General features: G+C 69.3%; 10 protein-coding genes. 4 read left to right on the top strand and 6 right to left on the bottom strand.

Annotated elements, in window-relative coordinates; translation table 11 throughout:
* Positions 1 to 57 precede the first annotated feature (57 nt).
* The 4 genes from QF040_RS12075 to QF040_RS12060 all read left to right on the top strand — a co-directional run bounded on the left by QF040_RS12075 (position 58) and on the right by QF040_RS12060 (position 12,904).
* Positions 58 to 960 (top strand): LysR family transcriptional regulator, encoded by a 903-nt coding sequence (locus QF040_RS12075; RefSeq protein WP_429611233.1) that lies wholly within the window; start codon positions 58 to 60, stop codon positions 958 to 960.
* A gap of 245 nt (positions 961 to 1,205) precedes the next feature.
* Positions 1,206 to 3,329, top strand: a complete 2,124-nt coding sequence (locus tag QF040_RS12070) for a sensor histidine kinase (RefSeq protein WP_429611232.1) — start codon at positions 1,206 to 1,208, stop codon at positions 3,327 to 3,329.
* Complete coding sequence (locus QF040_RS12065; RefSeq protein ID WP_429611231.1) at positions 3,326 to 4,063, top strand: response regulator transcription factor; 738 nt, start codon at positions 3,326 to 3,328, stop codon at positions 4,061 to 4,063. The genes QF040_RS12070 and QF040_RS12065 overlap by 4 nt, the downstream gene beginning before the upstream one ends.
* 399 nt (positions 4,064 to 4,462) lie before the next feature.
* Positions 4,463 to 12,904 (top strand): autotransporter-associated beta strand repeat-containing protein, encoded by an 8,442-nt coding sequence (locus tag QF040_RS12060; protein WP_429611230.1) that lies wholly within the window; start codon positions 4,463 to 4,465, stop codon positions 12,902 to 12,904.
* A gap of 48 nt (positions 12,905 to 12,952) precedes the next feature.
* On the opposite strand, the gene QF040_RS12055 is transcribed toward QF040_RS12060, so the two are convergent.
* The 6 genes from QF040_RS12055 to QF040_RS12030 form a co-directional block, all read right to left on the bottom strand.
* Positions 12,953 to 14,626: a response regulator gene (locus QF040_RS12055; protein ID WP_429611229.1), complete on the bottom strand. Its 1,674-nt coding sequence runs from the start codon at positions 14,624 to 14,626 to the stop codon at positions 12,953 to 12,955.
* A gap of 25 nt (positions 14,627 to 14,651) precedes the next feature.
* Complete coding sequence (locus QF040_RS12050; RefSeq protein ID WP_429611228.1) at positions 14,652 to 16,154, bottom strand: ATPase domain-containing protein; 1,503 nt, start codon at positions 16,152 to 16,154, stop codon at positions 14,652 to 14,654.
* A 203-nt stretch (positions 16,155 to 16,357) separates the two neighbouring features.
* On the bottom strand, positions 16,358 to 16,744 hold the full coding sequence (locus tag QF040_RS12045; protein WP_306879285.1) for a DUF4150 domain-containing protein: 387 nt from the start codon (positions 16,742 to 16,744) through the stop codon (positions 16,358 to 16,360).
* Between the two features lie 42 nt (positions 16,745 to 16,786).
* The gene (locus QF040_RS12040; RefSeq protein WP_429611227.1) at positions 16,787 to 17,497 is read right to left on the bottom strand and encodes a DUF3540 domain-containing protein; all 711 of its coding nucleotides are present in this window, start codon (positions 17,495 to 17,497) and stop codon (positions 16,787 to 16,789) included.
* Positions 17,494 to 18,618 carry a pentapeptide repeat-containing protein gene (locus QF040_RS12035; RefSeq protein ID WP_429611226.1) on the bottom strand — a complete coding sequence of 375 codons (1,125 nt, stop codon included), beginning with the start codon at positions 18,616 to 18,618 and terminating at the stop codon, positions 17,494 to 17,496. Before QF040_RS12035 ends, QF040_RS12040 begins: the two co-directional genes overlap by 4 nt.
* The gene (locus QF040_RS12030) at positions 18,615 to 21,272 is read right to left on the bottom strand and encodes a DUF2169 family type VI secretion system accessory protein (RefSeq protein ID WP_429611225.1); all 2,658 of its coding nucleotides are present in this window, start codon (positions 21,270 to 21,272) and stop codon (positions 18,615 to 18,617) included. Before QF040_RS12030 ends, QF040_RS12035 begins: the two co-directional genes overlap by 4 nt.
* Positions 21,273 to 21,276: the final 4 nt, after the last annotated feature.

Here is a 21,276-nt window from a genome sequence, read left to right as displayed (position 1 = left end):
ACCTGAAGCGGCGTCCAATCCATACACGGGATGCTGCAATCCAAGAATTGAATCGCCGTGTTCCAGCTCACCCAACTCCGATGCTTTGTGGCCGTTGCCACCGAACTTCATTTCGGACGCGCGGCCGTCTCGCTGAACATGACCCAGCCGCCCCTGACACGCCAGATCCAGCTGCTGGAGCACGAGCTCGGCGTGCTGCTGCTCGAGCGCTCCGGCGGCAACGTGCGGCTGACGCCCGCGGGTGCCGTGTTCCTGCGCGAGGCGGAAGACATCCTGCGCCGCAGCCAGTCGGCCGCATTGGCCGCGCGCCGTGCCATGCGCGCCGATGCCGGCTCCGTGACGATGGGCTTCATTCCCGCGGCGAGCTTCACGCTGCTGCCGCAGCTCCTGGCCTCGGTGCAGGCGCAGCTGCCCGACGTGCAGATCGTGCTGCGCGAGATGCAGACCGTGGACCAGATCGAGGCGATCGGCACCGACCGGATCGAGCTGGGCATCGTGCGGCCGTTCGCGCCGCGCAGCTTTGCCGAATCGGCCGCGATCTTTCGTGAACCCTTCGTGCTCGCGATGCCCAGCGGGCACCGTTTGGCCGGGCAGGCTCGCATGCGCCTGCGCGATCTGGAAGGCGAGGCGTTCATCCAGTTCTGCCCGTCGGAGTCGCGCTATCTCTACGAATTGATTGCCGGCAGGCTGCGTGCCCAGGCCGTCGCACCGGAAACGGTGCAGACCCTGAGCCACACGCATTCGATCCTAGCCCTCGTGGATGCGGGCGTGGGCGTGGCGCTCGTGCCGCGCTCCGCGCAGAAGCTGGGCTATGCGGGCGTGCGCTTCAGTCCGTTGGACGAGACCGACAGCTTCGATGTCGAGGTTCATCTGGCCTGGCGCCGCCGCGGTCGCCAGGGCGTGGTGGATGCGGTGCGCCTGCTGATCCAGGAGGCGTACCCGGTGCCGGCCAAGGCGTAGCCAATGGCGGCGCAACGCGCGGCGTGCCCGGAACGGTTGCATGGCGACAGCACGCGCGCCTCTGGCGCGAAGCCCGACGGATGAAAGAAAAAGTAAGGTGCAAACTCCGCGGCCGCGCACCAGAATCCGGTGCGAAGCGGCGACGCAGACGGCGCCGTGACGGCACTTCGAGGACTCGGACGGCAACTTTGTTCATCGCGCTTTGCTTGACAAATTTCGGGTTGCGGCTCGCTGCGGTCCGCGCGATGGCGGGGCTCGCCTTGTTCCTGCTGGCATTCCTGGCCATGCCGAGTCATGCGCAGACGGAGCCGCTGAGACTCGATGCCGGATTGGACATCCTCGAGCGCAGCTTCAACGGGCGCCTGGAGGCCTACCACGACAAGAGCGGCCTGCTCACGCGCGAACAGGTGGCATCGCCTTCCCATCAGCAGCAATTCAAGACGGTCGAGGGCGTCTTCAACGGCGGCTATGCCAGGGGCGCCTGGTGGGTGCGCTTCCAGGTCCAGGCCTCGCCCGAAGAGATTGCGCATCCGATCGAGGGTGGCTGGTGGCTGCGGCTGAATGCGCCGTATGCCGACTACATCGACGTGTGGTGGCCCGACGGCGCGGACGGCGCAGGCGGCGCGAACGGCGGCTTCACGCACCGCGCGCTTGGCGGGATGCGCGCAGCCTCCACGCGCGAGCTGCCCTGGTCGATCCCTGCCGTGCGCCTGCCCGACCTGCCCGATACCGAGCCGCGCTGGGTCTGGGTGCGGCTGGCAGGCGACCGCTCGCTGACCCTCGCCGGCGGCGTATCGCCGCTGCGCGAGCAGGCCGTGGTACAGCAGGAGCTGGACTACGTCGATGCGGCCGTCGCCGGCATGGTCCTGCTGATGGCGGTGGTCAGCCTGATGATGGGCATCGCGTTGCCCGACCGGCGATTCATTGCGTACGCCGGTTATCTCCTCACGCTCGCGCTGGTGTTCGGAAGCTCGGAGGGCCTGCCGGCGTCCCTGTGGCTGCAGGACCACCCGTTGGCCGCCGTTCGCCTGCACAACTTCGCGGTCTGCCTGCACAGCGCCGCCGCATTCGGATTCGCCCGCGTGCTGCTGGACATGGAGCGGCAGTTCCCGCGCATGAACCGGGTGTTCCAGGTGATGACGCTGGTTTGCCTCGCGGCCTGTGCGCTGGCCATGGCGGGCTGGTACGGACGCATCGCGCGACCGCTGAACCTGATGTGGGTGGTGTTCGCCGCCTGCATCGTGCCGATGTGCGCCGTTGCGCTGCGCCGGAACATCCAGGCCTGGCCGGGATTGGTCGGCTATGCCATCTACCTCCTGATGGGCGTGGCGCACTTTGCGAAGAACCTGCAGTGGCTGCCCTATACGCTGGCCACCCAGTCCAGCTATGCGATCGGCAGCATCCTTCACATCATGGCTTTCTTCTTCGCGCTGGGTTGGCGCGTGCGCAACCGCGAGCGGCGGGCGCTTGCGCTGTCCCGGCGGCATCGCGCGCGGTTGGCACGACGGGTGAACGAACGCACCCGCGACCTGCGCCAGGAGATCGCGCAGCACCATCGCACGCACGACCAGCTGGCGCTGGCATTCCGCGAGCAGCGCGGCCTGCTGGCCATGGTGTCGCACGAGTTCCGCACGCCGCTCGGCACGATCGGCGGGGCGGCGCAGATTCTCTCGGACGACCGGCTCGGCCTGGCGCGCGAGGAGGTCAAGAAGGAAGCGGAGAAGATCAGCCGTACCGTCTTTCGCATGCGCGATCTGGTGGACACCCTGCTGGCCGACGAATGGCTCCAGGCGTCCAGCAACAACCTGTGCCTGGTGCCTGTCGAGCTCGCGGGTTTTCTGCGCGAGAAGATCGAGGAGCACAACGAAGGCGTGGGTGGCGGGCGGATTTCCCTCGATCTCGATGCGCGCGAACTGCCGGTGCTGGCGGACGAGACGCTGATGCACATCGCCATGGACAACCTCCTGACCAACGCCATCAAGTACTCGCCGCCGCATTCGCCGGTGGTGGTCAGGGCCGGAATCCGGCGCTGCCGCTCCGATGGCCTTTCGGACGACCACGACGACGCCGTGCCGGGCGTCTGCATCCAGGTGTGCGACGAAGGCCCCGGCTTCCTGCTGCAGGATCTCACGCATGTCTTCGAGCGCTTCTATCGCGCGGCCGGCGTGCGGCGGATTCCGGGCATCGGACTGGGCCTGCACATGGTGCACCGCATTGCCACGGTTCATGGTGGAAGCGTGGTCGCCTCCAACGCGAGCGGGCAGGGCGCCGTGCTGACGTTGACCCTGCCGCTGCTCGGAAGCTCCGAGCCGCCGGAAGCGCGCGGCGGAAGCCCTGCGGCAATTCCCGCCTACGGAGGGCTCCGATGAGCGCTCCGGCCCGCGTGCTGGTCATCGAGGACGACGACGACCTGCGCGACACGGTGCTGCGGTACCTGCGCGGCGTGGGCATGTTCGCGAGCGGCCTGGAGAGCGCCGAGGCGCTGGACGCCGAACTCCAGCGGCAGGACTTCGATGCCGTGGTGTGCGATATCAATCTGCCGGGCGAAGACGGCTTCAGCGTGCTGGCCCGGCTGAGAGCGCGCAGCGCCATGCGCATCGTGATGCTGACCGCGCGCGGCATGGCGAACGATCGCCTGCACGGACTGGGCCTGGGCGCCGATTACTACCTCGTGAAGCCGGTGAACCTGCGGGAGCTCGAGATGGTGCTGCACAACCTGCTGCAGCGCAGCCAGGAAACGCGAGGGCAAATCGCGAGCGACCCCGCTGCGATGGAGGCCGGCGAACCCGCCGCGCAGGCGCCGTGGCGCTATCGCGTCACCACCTGGTTCCTGCTGTCGCCGGCCGGCCAGGGCGTGCAGTTGTCCAGCGCGGAAGCGCGGCTGCTGCAGTGCCTGATCGAGCAGCCGCGCGAAGTGGTGGACCGGGCCACGCTGCTCGCGGCGATGGGACGCCCCGGGCTGGAAGCCTACGAGCGCAACCTCGACGTCACGGTGTCGCGGCTGCGCCGCAAGGCCGAGCAGGCCACGGGCGAGAAGCTGCCGATCGTCGCGGTGCGCGGCGAGGGCTACAGCTTTCAGGGGAGCGTGCGCATCGAGCGTTGATGCGCCACGGGCCCTGCCGGCGCGTGAAAGCCAATGCATTCCTCTTGCAGGAAAACCCACGGTTTTCCGTAGGTGAAGGCGTGTCCATTGCAAGAAAAAGTAAGGTGCAAATCCGATAGCGGCACTTGAGAATTTCTCTCCAAGCGGCAGCGCAGTGATGCCGCACGCGCCATGCGTCCTTGCGATGGCATGGCGGGAGGAGACCCCTTGAACAGCACCACGACAGCCATCGACCCGCGCGGTCGCCGGCCACATCGAACGAGCCTCGCCTGCTCGTCGATTTCCCGCGCGGCGAGTCCCCCGGCGCCCGGCGCGTGGGGATGACCGCGCCGTCGGCCCGCCGCTTCCGATCTGATTTTTTCGCAGCACCTTGAACACGCTGCGCATGGAGAACCGTTGATGAATACCGCCTACAAGACCCTCTGGAACGCAGCGCTCGGTGCATGGGTCGCCGTGTGCGAAACGGCGCCCGCGCGCGGCAAGCGCAGCGGCGGGCGGCGTGCGTCGAGCCGCGCGAGCCTCGTGGCACCGCTCGTGGCCGTGCCCGCTTTCCTGCTGAGCGGAACGGCCTGGGCGGCGTGCACGCTCACGGGCACCACGCTCGACTGCGCGGGCGTCACGCCCGGCTGGGTCGGCGTGGCGGACGGCGGCACGATCAACAACACAGGAACCATCGCCACGCTCGGCGACGGCACTTGGGCCATCAACGTCGGCTCCAACGTCACGGTCAACAACACCGGCACGATCCATGGCACGGCGGGCGTGGTGACCGGCGGCAACTCGGTGATCAACAACAACGGCGGCACGATCAGCAGTACCGATCGCGCGGTCCAGGTGACCGGCGGACCGGTCACGCTGACCAACTCGAACGGCGGCGTGATCGAAGGGTCCGCGGGCGCCCTGCTGTATGGGGGCGGAACGATCGTCAACACCGGCAACAGCCGCATCACCAGCAACGGCAACTACCTGGGCCTCGGCTTCGGCGGAGGCAGTGCAAACATCACCAACACGGCGGGCTCCACGATCGAGGGCATCTACAGCATCTACGGCGAGGCCACCGCGATCACGCTCGACAACGGCGGCCTCCTGCGAGGCCACGTCGCCCTGGACGGTGGGCTGGTGCAGTGGGTCACGCTTCGCACCGGCAGCCGCGTTCAGGGCAATCTCACCATCGGCAACCGCGCGGGATCGACGCTCACCCTGGCCGGCGCGGGCACGCAGATCCATTCGCAGGCGGTCACCGGCGTCACTGACTTCGGCGGCGACCTGATCAAGAACGACAGCGGCGACTGGATCGTCGACCGCGCCATCGGTCCGCGAACTGCAACAGTCAACGGGGGGGCGCTGGGCTTCGCCTCGGGCGGCTCCTTCGGCACCGGCACTGCCCTGAGCCTGGCCGCAGCGGGCACGATGCTGCACACGGATTCGGGCACTGCCGTCGTCGGCAACCTGACCGGCGTGGCGGGCACCACGGTTGCGCTCGCGGCCGGCTCCTCGCTGAGGATGGCCGACGACAGCAGCACCACCGTCGCCAGCGATTTCAGCGGCGGGGGAACGCTGATCAAGAGCGGCACCGGCGTGCTCACGCTCAGCGGCAACAACAGCGCCTTCACCGGAAGCTTCACCGCCTTCAGCGGCACCTTGCAGGCTTCGAGCGCGCAGGCCATCGGCGGCGCCGCGCTCGGCATCGGCGGCGCGGTCACGCTCTCGAGCCCGTTCGCGCTCGCGCTGAACAACGTCGACTTCTTATCGGACAGCGGCGTGCTCGATGTGCAGACACCGGGCGCGGTCAGCTTCGGCGGCGTGGTCTCGGGCGCGGGTTCGCTGGACCTGCGCGGCATCGGCGGCACGGTCTCGCTGCTGAACAACAACAGCTATGCGGGCGGCACGCGCCTGGCCGGCAGCACCGTCGTGCTGGGCAGCAACACCGCGCTGGGCACCGGCACGGCCGCGATCGAGGGCAACACCGCGCTGTCGGGCAATGCAGCGCTGACGCTGGGCAACGCCTTCGCGATCGGCAAGTCGAACACGCTGAGCATTTCGGGCCCGGCACTGGCGCTCGATGGCCAGATCTCGGGTGACGGCGCCATCGTGAAGCAGGGCGCCGATGTGCTTACGCTGCGCGGCGACAACAGCTACAGCGGCGGCACCACGGTGGCCATGGGCACGCTGAGCGTCAGCAACAAGAGCGGCAGTGCCACGGGCACGGGCGCCGTGCAGGTGCAGTCGGGCGCGGCGCTCGTGGGCAGCGGCGCCATCGCCGGCCCGGTCAATGTGGCCGCGGGAGCCCGCCTGTCGGTGGGCAACGGCGGCGTGGGAGCCCTCGCTACCGGCGCGCTCACGCTTGCGGCAGGCTCGACGCTCGAGATGGAAATGGGCAAGGCCGGCAAGGCCGGCGGCGCGTTCAACGATCTGATCAACGTCAACGGCGATCTCGCGCTGGCGGGCACGCTCAATCTCGCCCAATCGGCCGGCGGCACCTTCGGTGCGGGGATCTACCGGCTCATCAACTACACGGGCGCGCTCACCGCCAACGCGATGACCATCGGCAGCGCGCCGACGCCGCTTGGATACCTCGCGCTGCAGACAGGCGTGGCCAACCAGATCAACCTGGTCAACACCGGCGGCCTCGCGCTCAACATGTGGGACGGCGGCAATGTCGCGGACTTCAACAATGGCCAGGTAGAAGGCGGCAGCGGCACCTGGCGCGCCGGCTCGCCCGGCGACAACTGGACCGATGCCAACGGTATCGTCAACGCGGGCTGGATCCAGGACGGCCTCGCGGTCTTCACGGGCAAGGCCGGCACAGTCGCGGTGGACAACACGGGCGCGGGCGGCGCGGTGCGCATCGGCGGCGCGCAGTTCGCGGTCGACGGCTACGTGGTCAACGGCGACCCGCTCACCATCAACGCGGCGAACACCACGGTGCGCGTGGGCGACGGCACCGCCGCGGGCGCGGGCATGACGGCGACCATCAACGCGGCCATCGGCGGCACGGGCGGGCTGGTCAAGGACGACGGCGGCACGCTGGTGCTGACCGGCAACAACAGCTACATGGGCGGCACCTCGGTCAAGGGCGGCATCCTGCAGATCTCGGGCGATGCCAACCTCGGCGCGATCGGCACGGGCCTGGCGCTGGACGGCGGCACCCTGCGCATCGCCACGGGTTCCACGCCGTTCTTCAGCATGCGCAATGTCGCGCTCGGCGCCGGCGGCGGCACCATCGACCTGGGCAACAGCTTCCTCGAGCTGCGCGGCGTCGTCAGCGGCAACGGCCTCTTTACCGTCACCGGCAAGGGCGGCAGCCTGAGTCTGGTGGCGGCCAACAGCTACAGCGGCGGCACGGTGCTGCAGGACGGCGCGAGCATCGTCGCCAGCGCCGGCGGCGTGTTCGGCGGCGGCGCGGTGCAGCAGCAGGGCGACGGCACGGTGCTGGCCTTCACCAACGCGGCGAGCGCCGGCGGCAACGACTACACCGTGGGACGTGCCGCGACCGCGGACAACGGCAATGTGCTGTCGTTCGCCCAGACCACCACGGCGGCCACTTCGAAGATCACGGTCAATGGCGCGGGCTGGCAGGCGCCGGGCGTGAACATCTTGCGGTTCGGCGGCAGTTCGAGCGCCGGTGCATCGACCATCGTCAATGCGGGCGGTGGGATCGGCTTCCTGGAGACCGCCAGCGCCGGGACGGCGACGATCACGAACGGCAGCAACAGCCTGCTCGTCTTCGGCCAGAAGGCCACGGCCGGCAGTGCGCAGATCGCCAACACGGCCGGCGGCCTTGTGCTCTTTGCCGATACCGCGACGGGCACGAATGCCTCGGTCAACAACGCCGCAGGCGCCACGCTCGATGTGTCGGGCGCGACGGGCGGCAAGCCCGCCGTCGAACTCGGCTCCCTCACGGGCGCGGGCGCCGTGGTGCTGGGCGCCACGCAGCTCTCGCTCGGCGGGCTGGGCGGTAGCGACACGATCTCGGGCACCGTCAGCGACAAGGGCAGCATCTTCGCGCAGCCGGGCACGGGCACGGGCGGCTCGATCGTCAAGGTCGGCGCCGGCACGCTCACGCTGAGCGGCGCCAACAGCTACACCGGCGGCACCACGGTGGCGGCCGGCACGCTCGCCGTGAACAACGCAAGCGGCAGCGCGACCGGCACGGGCGCGGTGCAGGTGCAGTCGGGCGCGACGCTCGCAGGCATCGGCAGCATCGCAGGCGCGGTGAGCGTGGGCAAGGGCGGCCAGCTGTCTGCAGGCAACGGTGGCGCCGGCACGCTGACCTTGGGCAGCCTGAGCCTTGCCGATGGCGCGGTGCTGAGCTACGACCTGGGCCAGGCCGGCGTGGCGGGCGGATCGCTCAACGATTTGGTCAACGTCAACGGCAACCTGCAACTGGACGGCACGCTCAACGTGGCGGAATCGACCGGCGGCAAGTTCGGCGCGGGCCTGTACCGCCTCATCAACTACACCGGCACGCTGACCGACAACGGCCTGGACATCGGCACTGCGCCGACCGACGCGAGCAAGATGTCCGTGCAGACCTCGGTGGCGAACCAGGTCAATCTGGTGAACAGCAACGGGCTGGTGCTCAACCTCTGGGACGGCGTCAACTCCGGCAACTTCAACGACGGCAAGATCGCCGGCGGCTCCGGCACCTGGCGTGCGGGCGTGCCCGGCGACAGCTGGACCGACGCCAATGGAACCGCCAACGGCACGTGGGTGCAGGACGGGTTCGCGATCTTCGCCGGCAAGGCCGGCACGGTCATGGTGGACAACACGGGCGCGGGCGGGGCGGTGCGCATCGGTGGTGCGCAGTTCGCGGTCGATGGGTACACCATCGATGGCGCAGCGCTGACGGTGAACGCGCCGGTCTCGATCATTCGCGTGGGCGATGGCACGGCCGCGGGCGCCGGCATGAACGCGACCATCAACGCGGCCATCACGGGCGCGGGCGGTCTCGTGAAGGACGACGTGGGCACGCTGGTGCTCGGCGGCAGCAACAGCTACACCGGCGGCACCACCGTCAAGGGCGGCACCTTGCAGATCGCCTCCGACGCCAACCTCGGTGCGGCCGCGGGCGGCCTTGCGCTGCAGGGCGGCGCCACGCTGCACGTGACCGGCGACAGCGTCAGTGCGCGCGCCGTGAGCCTGGGCGCGGGCAGCAACACCTTCGACATCGACGCGGTACGTACCGTGGCGCTGAACGGCACCGCGAGCGGCGCGGGCAGCCTGCGCAAGACCGGCGCGGGCACCTTGCGGCTCGGTGCGGCCAACAGCCATGCGGGCGGCACCTTCGTCGATGCGGGCACGCTGGCCACCGACGTCACCGGTGCGCTGGGCGGCGGCGCGGCGAACGTGGCCACGGGCGCGACGCTGCAACTGGGTGGCGGATTCGATGCCGGCACCACCGCCATCGGCAACCAGGGCACGGTGCGCTTGCAGGACAAGTCGAGCGCCGGTGCATCGACCATCACCAACGCCGCAGGCGGCGTGCTGGCCTTTGCCGGCGACGCCTCGGCCGACAAGGCCACGGTGATCAACCAGGCCGGCGCCCAGGTGCGCATCGACCAGGCGACCACCGGCGTGAGCTTCGGCACGCTCGGCGGCGCGGGCGATGTCGTGCTCGGCGCCAAGGCGCTCACGCTGGGCGGCAGCGGCGGCGACAACACCCTGTCGGGCACCGTCAGCGGCACCGGCGGCTCGGTCGTCAAGGTCGGCGCCGGCACGCTCACCCTGACAGGCGCCAACACCTACACCGGCGCCACCACGGTGGCCGCCGGCACGCTGCGCGTGAACAACACGAGCGGCAGCGGCACGGGCACCGGCAGCGTGCAGGTGCAGTCGGGCGCCACGCTCGCGGGCAGCGGCAGCATCGCGGGCGCGGTCACCATCGCCAAGGGCGGCATCCTCGCCGCGGGCAACAGCCCCGGCACGCTGACGCTCGGCGCGCTCACGCTGGCCGGCGGCGCCACGCTCAACTACGAACTCGGCCAGGCCGGCGTGCCCGGCGGCGCGCTCAACGACCTGATCAACGTCACGGGCAACCTGCAACTGGACGGCACGCTGAACATCGCGCAGTCGGCGGGCGGCACCTTCGGGCCAGGGCTGTATCGCCTCATGAGCTACGGCGGCACGTTCACCGACAACGGGCTGGACATCGGCACCGCGCCGACCGGCGCCAAGCTGGCCGACCTGCAGGTGCAGACCTCGGTGGCGAACCAGGTCAACCTGGTCAACCGCGCGGGCCTGTCGCTCAACTTCTGGGACGGCGGCGATAGCAGCAAATACAACGACGGCCAGGTGGCCGGCGGCAACGGCACCTGGCGCGTGGGCAGCCCGCAACCCTCGCAGGATGGCTGGACCGACATGGACGGCAAGCTCAACGCCAACTGGGCGCAGAACCAGTTCGCCGTGTTCGGCGGCAAGGCCGGCACCGTCACGGTCGATGGCGGCGGCGGGGCGGTGCGCATCGCCGGCGCGCAGTTCGCGGTCGACGGCTACACGGTGCAGGGCGACGGCATCACGCTGGACAACGCCAACTCCGTGATTCGCGTGGGCGACGGCACGGCCGCCGGCGCGAACATGACCGCCACGATGAATGTCGCGCTCTCGGGCACGGGCGGCCTCTCGAAGGAAGACGCGGGCCGGCTGATCCTCGGCGGTGCCAACACCTACACCGGCGGCACCACCGTCAAGGGCGGCGTGTTGCAGGGCAGCGCCACCAGCCTGCAGGGCGCCATCGTCAACAACGCCGAGGTCGCGTTCGACCAGGACAAGACCGCCGGCATCTACGCGGGCGCGATGAGCGGCACCGGCAAGCTGCGCAAGATCGGCTCAGGCACCCTGACGCTGGCCAGCGTCAACAGCTACAGCGGCGGCACGCTGGTCGATGCGGGCACGCTCGCCACCGACACCAGCGGCGCACTGGGCACGGGCGCGGTGAGCATCGCCTCGGGCGCGGCGCTGCAGTTCGGCGGCAAGGCCGATGCGGGCAAGCTCGCCATCGCCAACCAGGGCACCTTGCGGCTGCAGGACGGCGCGAATGCCGCCAGCGCTACCGTGACCAACGCCGCCGGCGCGCAGGTGCGCATCGACCTGGCCACCACCGGCGCGAGCATCGGCGCGCTCGGCGGCGCGGGCGACGTGGTGCTCGGCGCGAAGGCGCTCACCACCGGCGCTGTCGGCAGCGACAGCACGATCTCGGGTGCCATCACCGGCGGCGGCGGTTCGCTGGTCAAGGTCGGCGCGGGCACGCTCACGCTCGCGGGCACGGCCAGCTACAGCGGCGAGACGCGCGTGGCCACGGGCACGCTCAAGGCCGGCGCGGCCAACGCCTTCAGCGCGGCTTCCAGCGCCGTGGTGGCCAGCGGCGCCACGCTCGACCTCGCGGGCTTCAGCCAGACCGTGGCCGGCCTCGCCAACAGCGGCACCGTGGCACTGGCGGGCGCCGCGCCCGGCACCACCTTGACGGTCAAGGGCAACTACGTCGGCAACAACGGCGTGCTGAAGCTGGGCACCGTGCTCAACGGCGGCGCGGGGCCATCGGACCGGCTGGTGATCGATGGCGGCGCGGCCAGCGGCAGGACCAGCGTGCAGATCGCCAACATCGGCGGCCTGGGTGCGCGCACCAGCGGCGCGGGCATCGAGGTGGTGAACGCGCGCAACGGTGCGACCACCACCGCGCAGACCACCAGGGACGCCTTCGTGCTCGCAGGCGGGCATGTCGACGCCGGTGCCTTCGAATACCGGCTGCACGCGGGCGACGCCAGCGGTGGCGGCGAGAACTGGTACCTGCGCACCGAGGCCGAACCAGGTACGCCGGGCAATCCCGGTAATCCCGGCGGCACCGGACTTCCGACCTACCGCGCCGAGGCTTCGCTGTTCGCGGCGCTGCCGAACCAGCTGCGCCAGAGCAACCTGGGCATGCTCGCGAGCCGCAGCCAGCGCGTCGGCGACGACGATGTGCGCGGCGGTGCAAGCAGCGGTGCCGGAGCGACGCCAGGCACCGACGGCAGCTACCGCCGCGCCTGGGGCCGGCTGATCTCCACCGACATGGACATCCGCCAGGGCGGCACCGTCTCGCCGCACAGCGAGGGCCGCCTGACCGGGCTGCAGGCCGGCACCGACCTGTGGGCCAACCCGGATTGGCGCGCCGGCATCTACGTGGGCCAGATCGACGGCGACACCCGCACGAGCGGCTTCGGCAGCGGGCTTTTGAACACCCCCACCGGCCGCAACGACCTGCGCAGCCAGTACCTGGGCCTCTACGGCACCTTCGCCACCGAAGACGGCTTCTATGCCGACGCGGTGCTGCAGGCCGGCCGTCATCGCTACACGGTGCAGCCGCTGTTGAGCGGCGGCGTCGAGGGCAAGGGCAACAGCTTCCTGGCATCGATCGAAGTGGGCAAGGCGTTTGCGATCGGCTCGGGCGGCTGGTCAGTGGAACCGCAACTGCAGTTGATCCACCAGCGGCTGCGGCTGGACGACGTGTCCATTCCGGGCGCGCTCGTGCAGCAGGACGCCGACAGCGGCTGGATCGGCCGTGCGGGCGTGCGCATCAAGGGCAGCTTCGCGACCGGCGCCGGCACGCTGCAGCCGTATGCGCGCCTGAACGTCTATCGCAGTGCCAAGGGCAACGACGTTGCGCGCTTCGTGAATCCGGCGGCGATCACGCCGGTGGGTGCGCCGATCGGCGGCACCAGCACCGAGCTGGCCGCGGGCTTCACTTTGTCGGTGAGCCAGCGCACGAGCCTCTACGGCGAACTCGGCAAGCAGTGGGCTTCGGGTGGCGATGCGCGCGTGGGCAGTTCGATCAATGCGGCTGCGGGGGTGCGGGTGAAGTGGTGAGGTGAGGCGGGGCCGGTCGGTCCCGGCGACGACGCGGTGCCGAGGGCGCTACGGCAGCGGTTTCCCGCGCTGGAGTTCCGTGGCGACCGCCGAGCCGAGCGTGTCCAGGTCGAATGGCTTGGCCAGCACCGATTGCGGACCGATCAGCCGCTCGACCGCGTTCATGTCGGCGTAGCCCGTGGCCATCAGGATGGGAATGTCGTTGTACAGCTTTTGCGCGTGCGCGATCAGCTCGGCGCCGTTCATGTGTGGCATGAGGTAGTCCACCAGCAGCAGGTCCGGCCTCGCCTTTCTCAATTCGAGCAGGCCCGATGCGCCGTCGGCCGCCTGCCTGACGCGGAATCCGAGCACCTGCAGGCTCTCGACCATGCTGCGGCGCACGCCGGGATCGTCCTCGACGACAAGGATCTCGGCCTGCCGCGCATCGGCGATCGCCCGACCGGCGGCGACCGTTTCCAGCGCGGCCTCGGTGGGGTCTGGAGCGAGCGGAAAACGCAGCCTGATCGAGGTTCCCGCGCCGACCGCGCTTTCCACGATCGCGCTTCCGCCCGACTGCCGCGCGAAGCCATAGACCTGGCTCAACCCGAGCCCCGTGCCCGCATGCTGCTTGGTGGTGAAGAACGGATCGAAGACCTTGTCCAGCAGGTTCTCGGGGATGCCGGTCCCGGTGTCGCGCACCGTGACGTCGGCCGTGCCCAGCGGATAGCCGGGCTCGCCCGCGGCGCCTTCCACCCCCGCCGGAGAGATCTGCGTGCAGATCTCCAGGGTCCCGCCCTGCGGCATGGCGTCACGCGCATTGACCGACAGGTTCAGGATCGCCATTTCCATTTGCGCGGCGTCGACGATCACGAAGGCGGGCTGCGTGCACAGCGCCAGGTTCAGCCGCACATGGGAGCCGACCGAAATGGAGATCAGCTCCGCCATGTTCCTGATCAACCCATTCAGATCGTGCAGCCTGGGAACCAGGCTCTGGGTGCGCGCGAACGACAGCAGTTGCCCCGTCAGCCGAGAGCCGCGGTCCACGGCTTCCTTGGCCCGCCGTGCGTAGTCGCGAACGCGGTCCTCGTTCACCTTCAGCCGCTCGATCAACTGCAGGTTCAGGTTGACGACGTGCAGCAGGTTGTTGAAGTCGTGGGCGATGCCGCCCGTCAGCCGGCCCAGCGCCTCCATCTTCTGGTTCTGCACCAGGGAGTTCTCGATGCGCTCGCGCTCCAGCATCTCGCGCATCAGCCGGTCGTTGGCACTCGCCAGATCGGCCGTGCGCTCGGCAATGCGCGACTCCAGCGCGCCGTTGATCTGCTCGACGCTGGCCTTGGAGGCCTGCAGCTCGGCCAGGTGCTTGCGGGTGAGGTACTGGCGCTGGCGCGCCCGCACCGCGGACTGCGCCGCGCTGATGAGCGTGTCGACGTTGACCGGGCGCTCGAGCAGCACCAGGTTGCTGAGGTCCTGCAGCGCCGATCGCGCGCGATCGGTGCGGCGCACGGTCTGGCGGGCCGCCAGCACCACGAACGGGTAGTCCGACCACGGCGGCTGTTGCGCCAGCATTTCGCGAAGGGCCGCGACCGTTCCCTCGTCGAGGGATTCCTCGGTGAGGATCGTTGCGGCCGATTCCTTTTCGATTTCGCGCATCAGCGCACGCGCGTCCTGGCAGACGTGCACTTCGATTCGCCGCGCGGCGAGGGCGTCGCCGATCAGCCGTGCGTCGCGCCCGAACGGCGCCATGACGAGAATCCGATCTTCCACCTGGTCAGGCCCGATCGGTATCGCCAAGAAGCGCGGTCCGGCCCCGGTAGCGTGGAAGACCCGCCATCACGCCTTCGAAATCGGTGAGCGCCTCGCCGATCTCCAGACCCGTCGGGCCCAGGCGGAACTGATGGATCGTCGTGGCATGCGCGCTCGAGCGGCTCTTGACCACGGACACGGCCTTCAGCAACTGTCCACGCGCCTCGAAAAACCGGAACTGGAGCATCGAGTCGCTCAGGTAGCTCAGGTCCACATCGTTCGGCGCCTCGCCGGTGAGGCCGTGCTGCGACAGCACGAGGATGGTGGTGACGCCCTGCAGGTTGAGATAGGTCAGCAGCTCGTGCATCTGCAGCATCAGGAAGTTGCTGCCGGGCATCGCGATCAGGTAGGCGTTCAGCGTATCGATCACCACGGTCTTCACGCCTTGCCGCTCGACCGCGTCCCGCACGCGATGCGAGAACTGGCCCGCCGAGATTTCGGCAGGGTCGATCGCGTGCACGGCCAGTTGTCCCGACGAGGCGTACTCGTCGATGCCCAGTGCGAGCGCGCGCGATCGCATCATCAGGGTCTTGACGCCTTCGTCGAACAGGAAGATGGCGGCCTTGCCGCCGCGCTCCACGCTGGCGCGCGCGCAGCAGACGGCCGTGGTCGTCTTGCCCACGCCGGCGGGGCCGGCGAACAGCAGGTTGGTGCCCGGCGTCAGGCCGCCGCCCAGCAAGCGGTCCAGGTCCGCGTTGCCCGAGCTCAGGGGCTCGCTCGCAAAGGCCCGCCCATGCTCGCTGGCCACCAGGCGGGTGAAGATGTGCAACCCGCCGCGGTCCAGGCTGACGTCGTGCTCGCCTTCGCGAAACTTGACGCCGCGCAACTTCACGATGCGCAGGCGGCGCTTGTCCGAGCCGTAGGTGCCAGTTTTCTGCTCGAGCTGAATCACCCCGTGCGCGATGCTGTGAAGGTGCATGCCGTCCGCGGCGCGCGCCCTGTCGTCCAGCAGCAGCACGGTGCATCGGTGGGCGAGGAAGAAGCGTTTGAGCGCCAGGATCTGGCGGCGGTAGCGCATGGGATCCTGCGAGAGCAGGCGCAGCTCGGACAGGCTGTCGAACACCACGCGGTCGGGCCGCAGGCGCTCGACCACCGCCATGACTCCGCGGATCGTCTCGCCCAGTTCGAACTCCGATGGATGAAAGATGCTCTGCTCGGCTTCGGAGCTCAAGCCTTCGTCGCTGACCAGATCGAAGATCTCGATGCCCTGCAGGTCCCAGCCATGGGAGAGCGCACCTTCGGCGAGTTCCTGCGAGCTCTCGGAAAGCGTGACGTACAGGCCCTTCTGGCCGAGCGTGCGGCCCTGAAGAAGAAATTGCAGTCCCAGCGTTGTCTTGCCGGCGCCGGGCGTGCCTTCGACCAGATAGAGATGGCCCGCGGGCAGGCCGCCCGCGGTCACCTCGTCGAGGCCTGGAACACCCGTGGGCTCCAGCTTGGGCGGTACAGCATGTTCGATAGAAGTCGTCATGGGAAAGCTGTCCGATGGAAAGGATGGTGCGGCTATGCGACGACTCTAATGGGCCGCTCCGGCCGTCCTCGGCAATACCCGGCGCAGCTCGCTGTAGGCTCAAGCCTTGCGCGTGCGTACGAGGCTGCTGGCGCGTCGAGCAGCAGAGCCCACGATCCATCGATGGAGCCGCGCCGCGGCGACTCGCAACCGCGGCCGGCGTCTCAAGCTGCCAACACGAGCACCTTGAACTGGCTCGGCACGATCCGCATGCCGACGATGTTGCAGCGGTTCTGCACGGCAAGGCTGGTCATGCGGGTGCAGGGCGTGCCCTTCAGCAGCACGGTGAACGCGCCGGTGATGTGGCGCGAGGGGCCCATCACCGTCTGCGACACCACGCCCATCAGCACGCCCGCGTTGTCGCCGTTGGTGATCGGCGTGATGGTGGCCATGTTGTGCGCGGGCGTGCCGCCGTAGAGGATGTTCCAGGCGTTGGGAATGGCCGTCGGCCCGAGCGCGAAGTTGGGGTAGGGAATGGGAAGCGCGGGCGGCGTCTTGCAGACATCCGGAAAGGCGAGATCCACGCCCATCATCTGTGCATTGGCAAACATGGCAAAGGCTCCTCGATTCGTCGTTGGTGGTCAGTGGCAGGGTCAGCCCATGTGGATCTGTTCGGCATCGACCTTGACCAGCGCCTTGCTGGTGACCAAGGTGTTCTTCGCGTGCAGGCGCAGTGTTTCGCTCGCCTGCATGTCGATCTGCCCCGCGCGCACCTGCTCGACCTCCTCGGTCAGGCGAAAGCTCGAACGCGTGAGCACGCTCAGCCGGTCGAGCACCGTCTCCAGCGTGCGGCCCACGAAGCGCGCGACCAGCGTGGTCACGCGCACTTCGGCACCGCGGTAGTCCATCTCGACGATGTCCAGGCGCGCCTTCCGTGCCTGCAGCGTCAGCGTGGGCGCATCCAGTGCGATGCGCCCCTGGCGCGAGCTGATGGTGAGGTCGCCGTCGGTGACGATGCGCGACTGGCTCGCATCCGCCTGTGTGACGACCGCGATCAGGTAGAGCTGGTCGCGGTGCGGCCCGGCCACCAGCACGGTGTCGCCTGGGCTGGGCTGAAGCAGGCAGCTTGCGGCGCGGGGACAGTGCCAGCGGTCGCTGCCGTCCTGCGGTGCGACGAGAAAGCCGCCGCCGGCCAGTTCTTGAATCACCGTGCCGAGCGCGCTGCCCGTCCATGGGAAGACCGCTGTCGCGGAGGAGGGCAGCGGCTTCTGCAGCAGCGCCTGCATGTCGGGAGAGGGCGTGCCGTCGCCGGCTGCAACGCCGACGACGGCCTGGGCGGATTCGCGAATGGCGCGGTGGGTCATGGGGCGGTGTCTTTCGGGTCGGACGGCAAGGGCCGCCCGAAGGTGTCGCGGCCCGCACGGTGCGGCCGGCTCGCGCGGGCGGCCGAGAAGCGCTCGGCCTCGAACAGCGCGGGATCGCTGTCGAGCACGCCGAGGCGGTCGCTCCAGCGGGCGCCGTCTTCGACGGCACGGTGCAATTGCGTGCGCTGGAAGGTGGCGCCACGCATGTCGGCACCGCGCAGGTCGGCATAGGAGAAGTCCGCGTAGACCAGCTGGCTGCGCGCGAACGAAGCGCGGTGGCAGCGTGCGCGGTGGAACACGCATTGCACGAGCTGTGCGTCCGAAAGGTCCGCGTCGGCCAGCAGCGCATCGACCCAGATGCTCTGCGCGAAGTGTCCGCCCCGGCAGTCGGCGCCGCGCAGGTCCGCCTCCGGAAAAAGGCATTGGGGCGCATGCACGCCCGCGAGCACCGCGCGTTCCAGCTTCGCGCCCTTGAAGTTGCATTGCGTGAGCCGCGCGCCCTTGAAGTTGCAGCCCGCGAGGTCCGCGTCGATGAACTGGCAGAGATGGAACTGCTGCGCCGAGAAGTCCTGCGCTGCCAGGTCGGCCTCGCTGAAGATCACGTTGTGAAAGCTCGCGGCCTTGAAGCTCGCGCCGCGCAGCCCGGCGCGGTAGTAGACGGTGGTGTCGAGCCGCACATCGTCGAAGTGCGCCCCGTCGAGCGTCGATTCGCCGAACACGGTCTTGGTGAGGTCGGCGCGGTCGAAGCGCGCCGCATCCAGCGTGCTCTTGTGGAAGGCCGCGAGGTCCAGGCGTGCCGTCGCGAAGTCGGCGCCCTGCAAGCTCGATTCGCTGAAGGCCACGCGCGTCATCGTCGCGCCGCGCATGCTCGTCTGCGAGAGGCTGCACTTGTGGAAGGCCGCGCGCTGCAGGTCGGCGGCGTCGAGCCGCGCACCGTCGAAGCGGCAGGTGTCGAACATCGACTCGGCCAATTGCGTGCCTTCGAGGCTCGCCTGCGAGAAATCGCATTCGCCGAAGGTGCCGCCGCGCAGGTCGAGATGATCGAGGCGCATGCCCTTGAAATCCTGGCCCTTGATGAACTCGCCGCCGCGAACCTTCTGTGCCAACGCGTGCGGCGTCATCGCGCCGGTTCCGTCGCGCGCCGCGGAACGGTCTTGGCCTGTTCGATGTAGGCGCCGCGGGTTTCGGTGACCGTGTCGATCAGCGCCTGCGACACATCGGCGCGAAAGAGATTGGCGTCGCGCAGGTCGACGCCGGCGAGCGTCGCTTTCTGGAGGCTTGCGTTCATGAGGTTGGCGCCGCGCAGCGACGCATGGGTCAGGTCGGCTCGGATGAACAGGCTCTCCGGCGCATCGACAAGGCTCAGGTCCGCGCCCACGAGGCTGCAGCCCGAGAGGTCGCAGGTGTCCAGCGTGGCGCGGCTCAGGCGCGCACCGTCGAGCACCATGTCGCGCAGGCTGCACTGCACGAGCGTTGCGTCCTGGAAGTCGACGGTGCGCAGGCTGCTGGTGCCGACGAAGCAGGTGGTCTTCAGCGTGGCCGCGGCGAAGGTGATGCCGTGGTCGCCGGCGGTGTGAACCCAGGCGCAGGCCTCGAAATTCGCCTGCGAAAAATCCAGGCGCTCGACCACGGAGGAGATAAGGCCGAACTTGTGCAGGCGCGCCGCGCGAAAGCTGCAGTCCATCAGCCGGCTCTGCTCGAGCAGCGTCACGTAGTCGAAGTGCGCGCGGTCGAAGCGGCAGTTCTGGAAGTGCATGCCGAAGAGGTTCAGGTGCGCGAGGCGCGCATCCGAGAAGTCGCAGTCGTCGAAGCGGGTTTTCTCGATCGTCGTTTCATCGAACTGCGCGCGCGCGAACGAGGTGTGCGCGCAATGCGAAAGGCTCAGGTTGGCGCCGCGCAGCACGCAGCCGGCGAGCGACGCACCTGCCAGCCGCGCGCGGACCAGCACGGCGTCGGTGGCGTCGGCATCGTCGAGCCTTGCGCCGCACAGGTCCGCACTTTCGAGCAGCGTGCGGTGCAGGCGGGCGCAGCGCAGGTCCATGTGCGAAAGGTCGGCGCCTGTGAGGTCCATGCCGGAGAGATCGCGGGTGGTGGACATGAGCGCCTGTACGCGTGCGCGTGCTTCACCGGCGCGTTCCACGGTCATGGCATCGGCCGCGGATTGGTGCTGCGCGCCGAGCCGGTACATGTCGATCAGCCCGCGACGGCCGCTCTCGGCGGTCTTCGCAAGATCGGCCTCTTCTGCAGGTGACATGGGCGCGGTGCGCGTGGCAGGGGCGATGCCCCGCATGCCCTGCATCAGGGCTTTGGCATCGAACGTGGGCGGACCTTTGACCTGGCCGCCGTTCGCATCGGCCACGAGCGCGCGGCTGTCGAAACCCACCTTGCGCGATTCCGCCGCATTGGCCTCGGCCATCTGCGCGAGTTCGCGGCGCGCGGCGTCGAGCTTGTGTTGCTGTTCGCGCTCGTAGACCTTGGTGCGCTGGATGAACTCGGGCAGCTCGTTCAGCGTCGGCATCTTCGTGAAGGGTTCGGGCGACGCGCGCTCCTTGAAGTGGCGCGGCTTGTGGCCGAGGTCGAGCGCCTGCTGCGTGAGGTCTTGCCGCAGCGCGTTGCCGCGCTCGCGCATGTTGCGCACGAGCACGGACTCTTCCTCTTCCATCTGGTCGACCCACGGGCCGATGGCTTCGGCGGGCAGCAGCTCGTCGTCGCGGAACATGTAGAGGCCGCCGGTCTCGGGATCGCAGCGGCGCTGCAGGATCGCGAAGTAATGTTCGAGTGGCCGCGCGGTTTCGGCGGCGGACTCGATCGCCGGCATCAGGTGCGTGATGTCGGCCGCATCGTCCTCGGCGATGGCGGTTTCGCCATGCCAGATCAGCGCGACCTGCGCCAGATGCGGAAAGAACCACGCCGTGGTGAGCCGCAGCGCCACCTCTTCGAAGCGCTCGGGCTCGGCCTGCCCCGAGGCGCCCTTGCGTGCGATGAATGCGCGCGCGCGCCAGTCAGGCAAGCGGCCGCGTTGTACCGGCAGGGTGGGGTGCATGTTCCACACCTCGTAGGGCGTGCCGCCCGGAATGCGGTCGTGGTCCGGCCAGCGCTGCTCGGGCGATGCGGCGTTGAAGAGGCGCCAGTCCATGTCCTCCGAAAAACCGGGGAAGAGGTTCTCGCGCCAGTGCGCGTCGTAGTGCTTGCCAATCAGGCGCATGCGGCTGGGCCAGCTCACGTCCATCGCGTCGAAGCACGCGGGCTCCGGCTGCCGCGACGGCCGGTCGATGCGGCGGTGCGGATGCTCGACATTGGGCAGGCGCTGCACCAGCAGGCCGTTCACCAGTTCGGGCGCATGGCCGATGCCCAGCGGGTTGTCGGCGAAGGCGGGGCCGCCGAAGGCGCGCGTCCAGTCCAGGCGCATCGATTCGAAGGGCTGCGGCGCGGTCGCCCGGCCATCGAGCCAGAAGCGGTCGCCGAACACCACGAGTTGCCGGCTCAGCGCGCCGACGTTCAGCGCGACGGCGCAGGCGGTCTTTTCTTTCTGGTGGTGCGTGTACGCATGGCCGGTCGCAAGGAATTCGGCACACGCCTTGGGCATGCCGAGATCGAGCACCCCCGTGGGGCCCAGTTCGTTGGAGACCGCCTTCCAGAACTCGGGCTCGGGCAGCAGCACGGGCGCTTCGTCCATGGCGACCATGCCCATGGAAGTCACGCCCAGCCGCTGGTGGCCGGCGCGCAGGAACGGCCGCGTGATGATGCTCAGGCGCAGGGGTTTGACGGTCTTCACGGCA

The sequence above is a fragment of the Variovorax sp. W2I14 genome (assembly GCF_050435205.1).
GTDB classification, from domain to species: Bacteria; Pseudomonadota; Gammaproteobacteria; order Burkholderiales; family Burkholderiaceae_C; genus Variovorax; species Variovorax paradoxus_C.
This window is presented reverse-complemented; position numbering and strand designations above follow the sequence as displayed.

What these genes read in the sequence shown, in the direction of transcription:
- QF040_RS12070 (WP_429611232.1), top strand. Translation starts at nt 1,206, where the DNA reads ATGGCGGGGCTCGCCTTGTTCCTGCTGGCATTCCTGGCCATGCCGAGT.
- QF040_RS12065 (WP_429611231.1), top strand. Translation starts at nt 3,326, where the DNA reads ATGAGCGCTCCGGCCCGCGTGCTGGTCATCGAGGACGACGACGACCTG.
- QF040_RS12060 (WP_429611230.1), top strand. Translation starts at nt 4,463, where the DNA reads ATGAATACCGCCTACAAGACCCTCTGGAACGCAGCGCTCGGTGCATGG.
- QF040_RS12055 (WP_429611229.1), bottom strand. Translation starts at nt 14,626, where the DNA reads ATGGCGCCGTTCGGGCGCGACGCACGGCTGATCGGCGACGCCCTCGCC.
- QF040_RS12050 (WP_429611228.1), bottom strand. Translation starts at nt 16,154, where the DNA reads ATGACGACTTCTATCGAACATGCTGTACCGCCCAAGCTGGAGCCCACG.
- QF040_RS12045 (WP_306879285.1), bottom strand. Translation starts at nt 16,744, where the DNA reads ATGTTTGCCAATGCACAGATGATGGGCGTGGATCTCGCCTTTCCGGAT.
- QF040_RS12040 (WP_429611227.1), bottom strand. Translation starts at nt 17,497, where the DNA reads ATGACCCACCGCGCCATTCGCGAATCCGCCCAGGCCGTCGTCGGCGTT.
- QF040_RS12035 (WP_429611226.1), bottom strand. Translation starts at nt 18,618, where the DNA reads ATGACGCCGCACGCGTTGGCACAGAAGGTTCGCGGCGGCGAGTTCATC.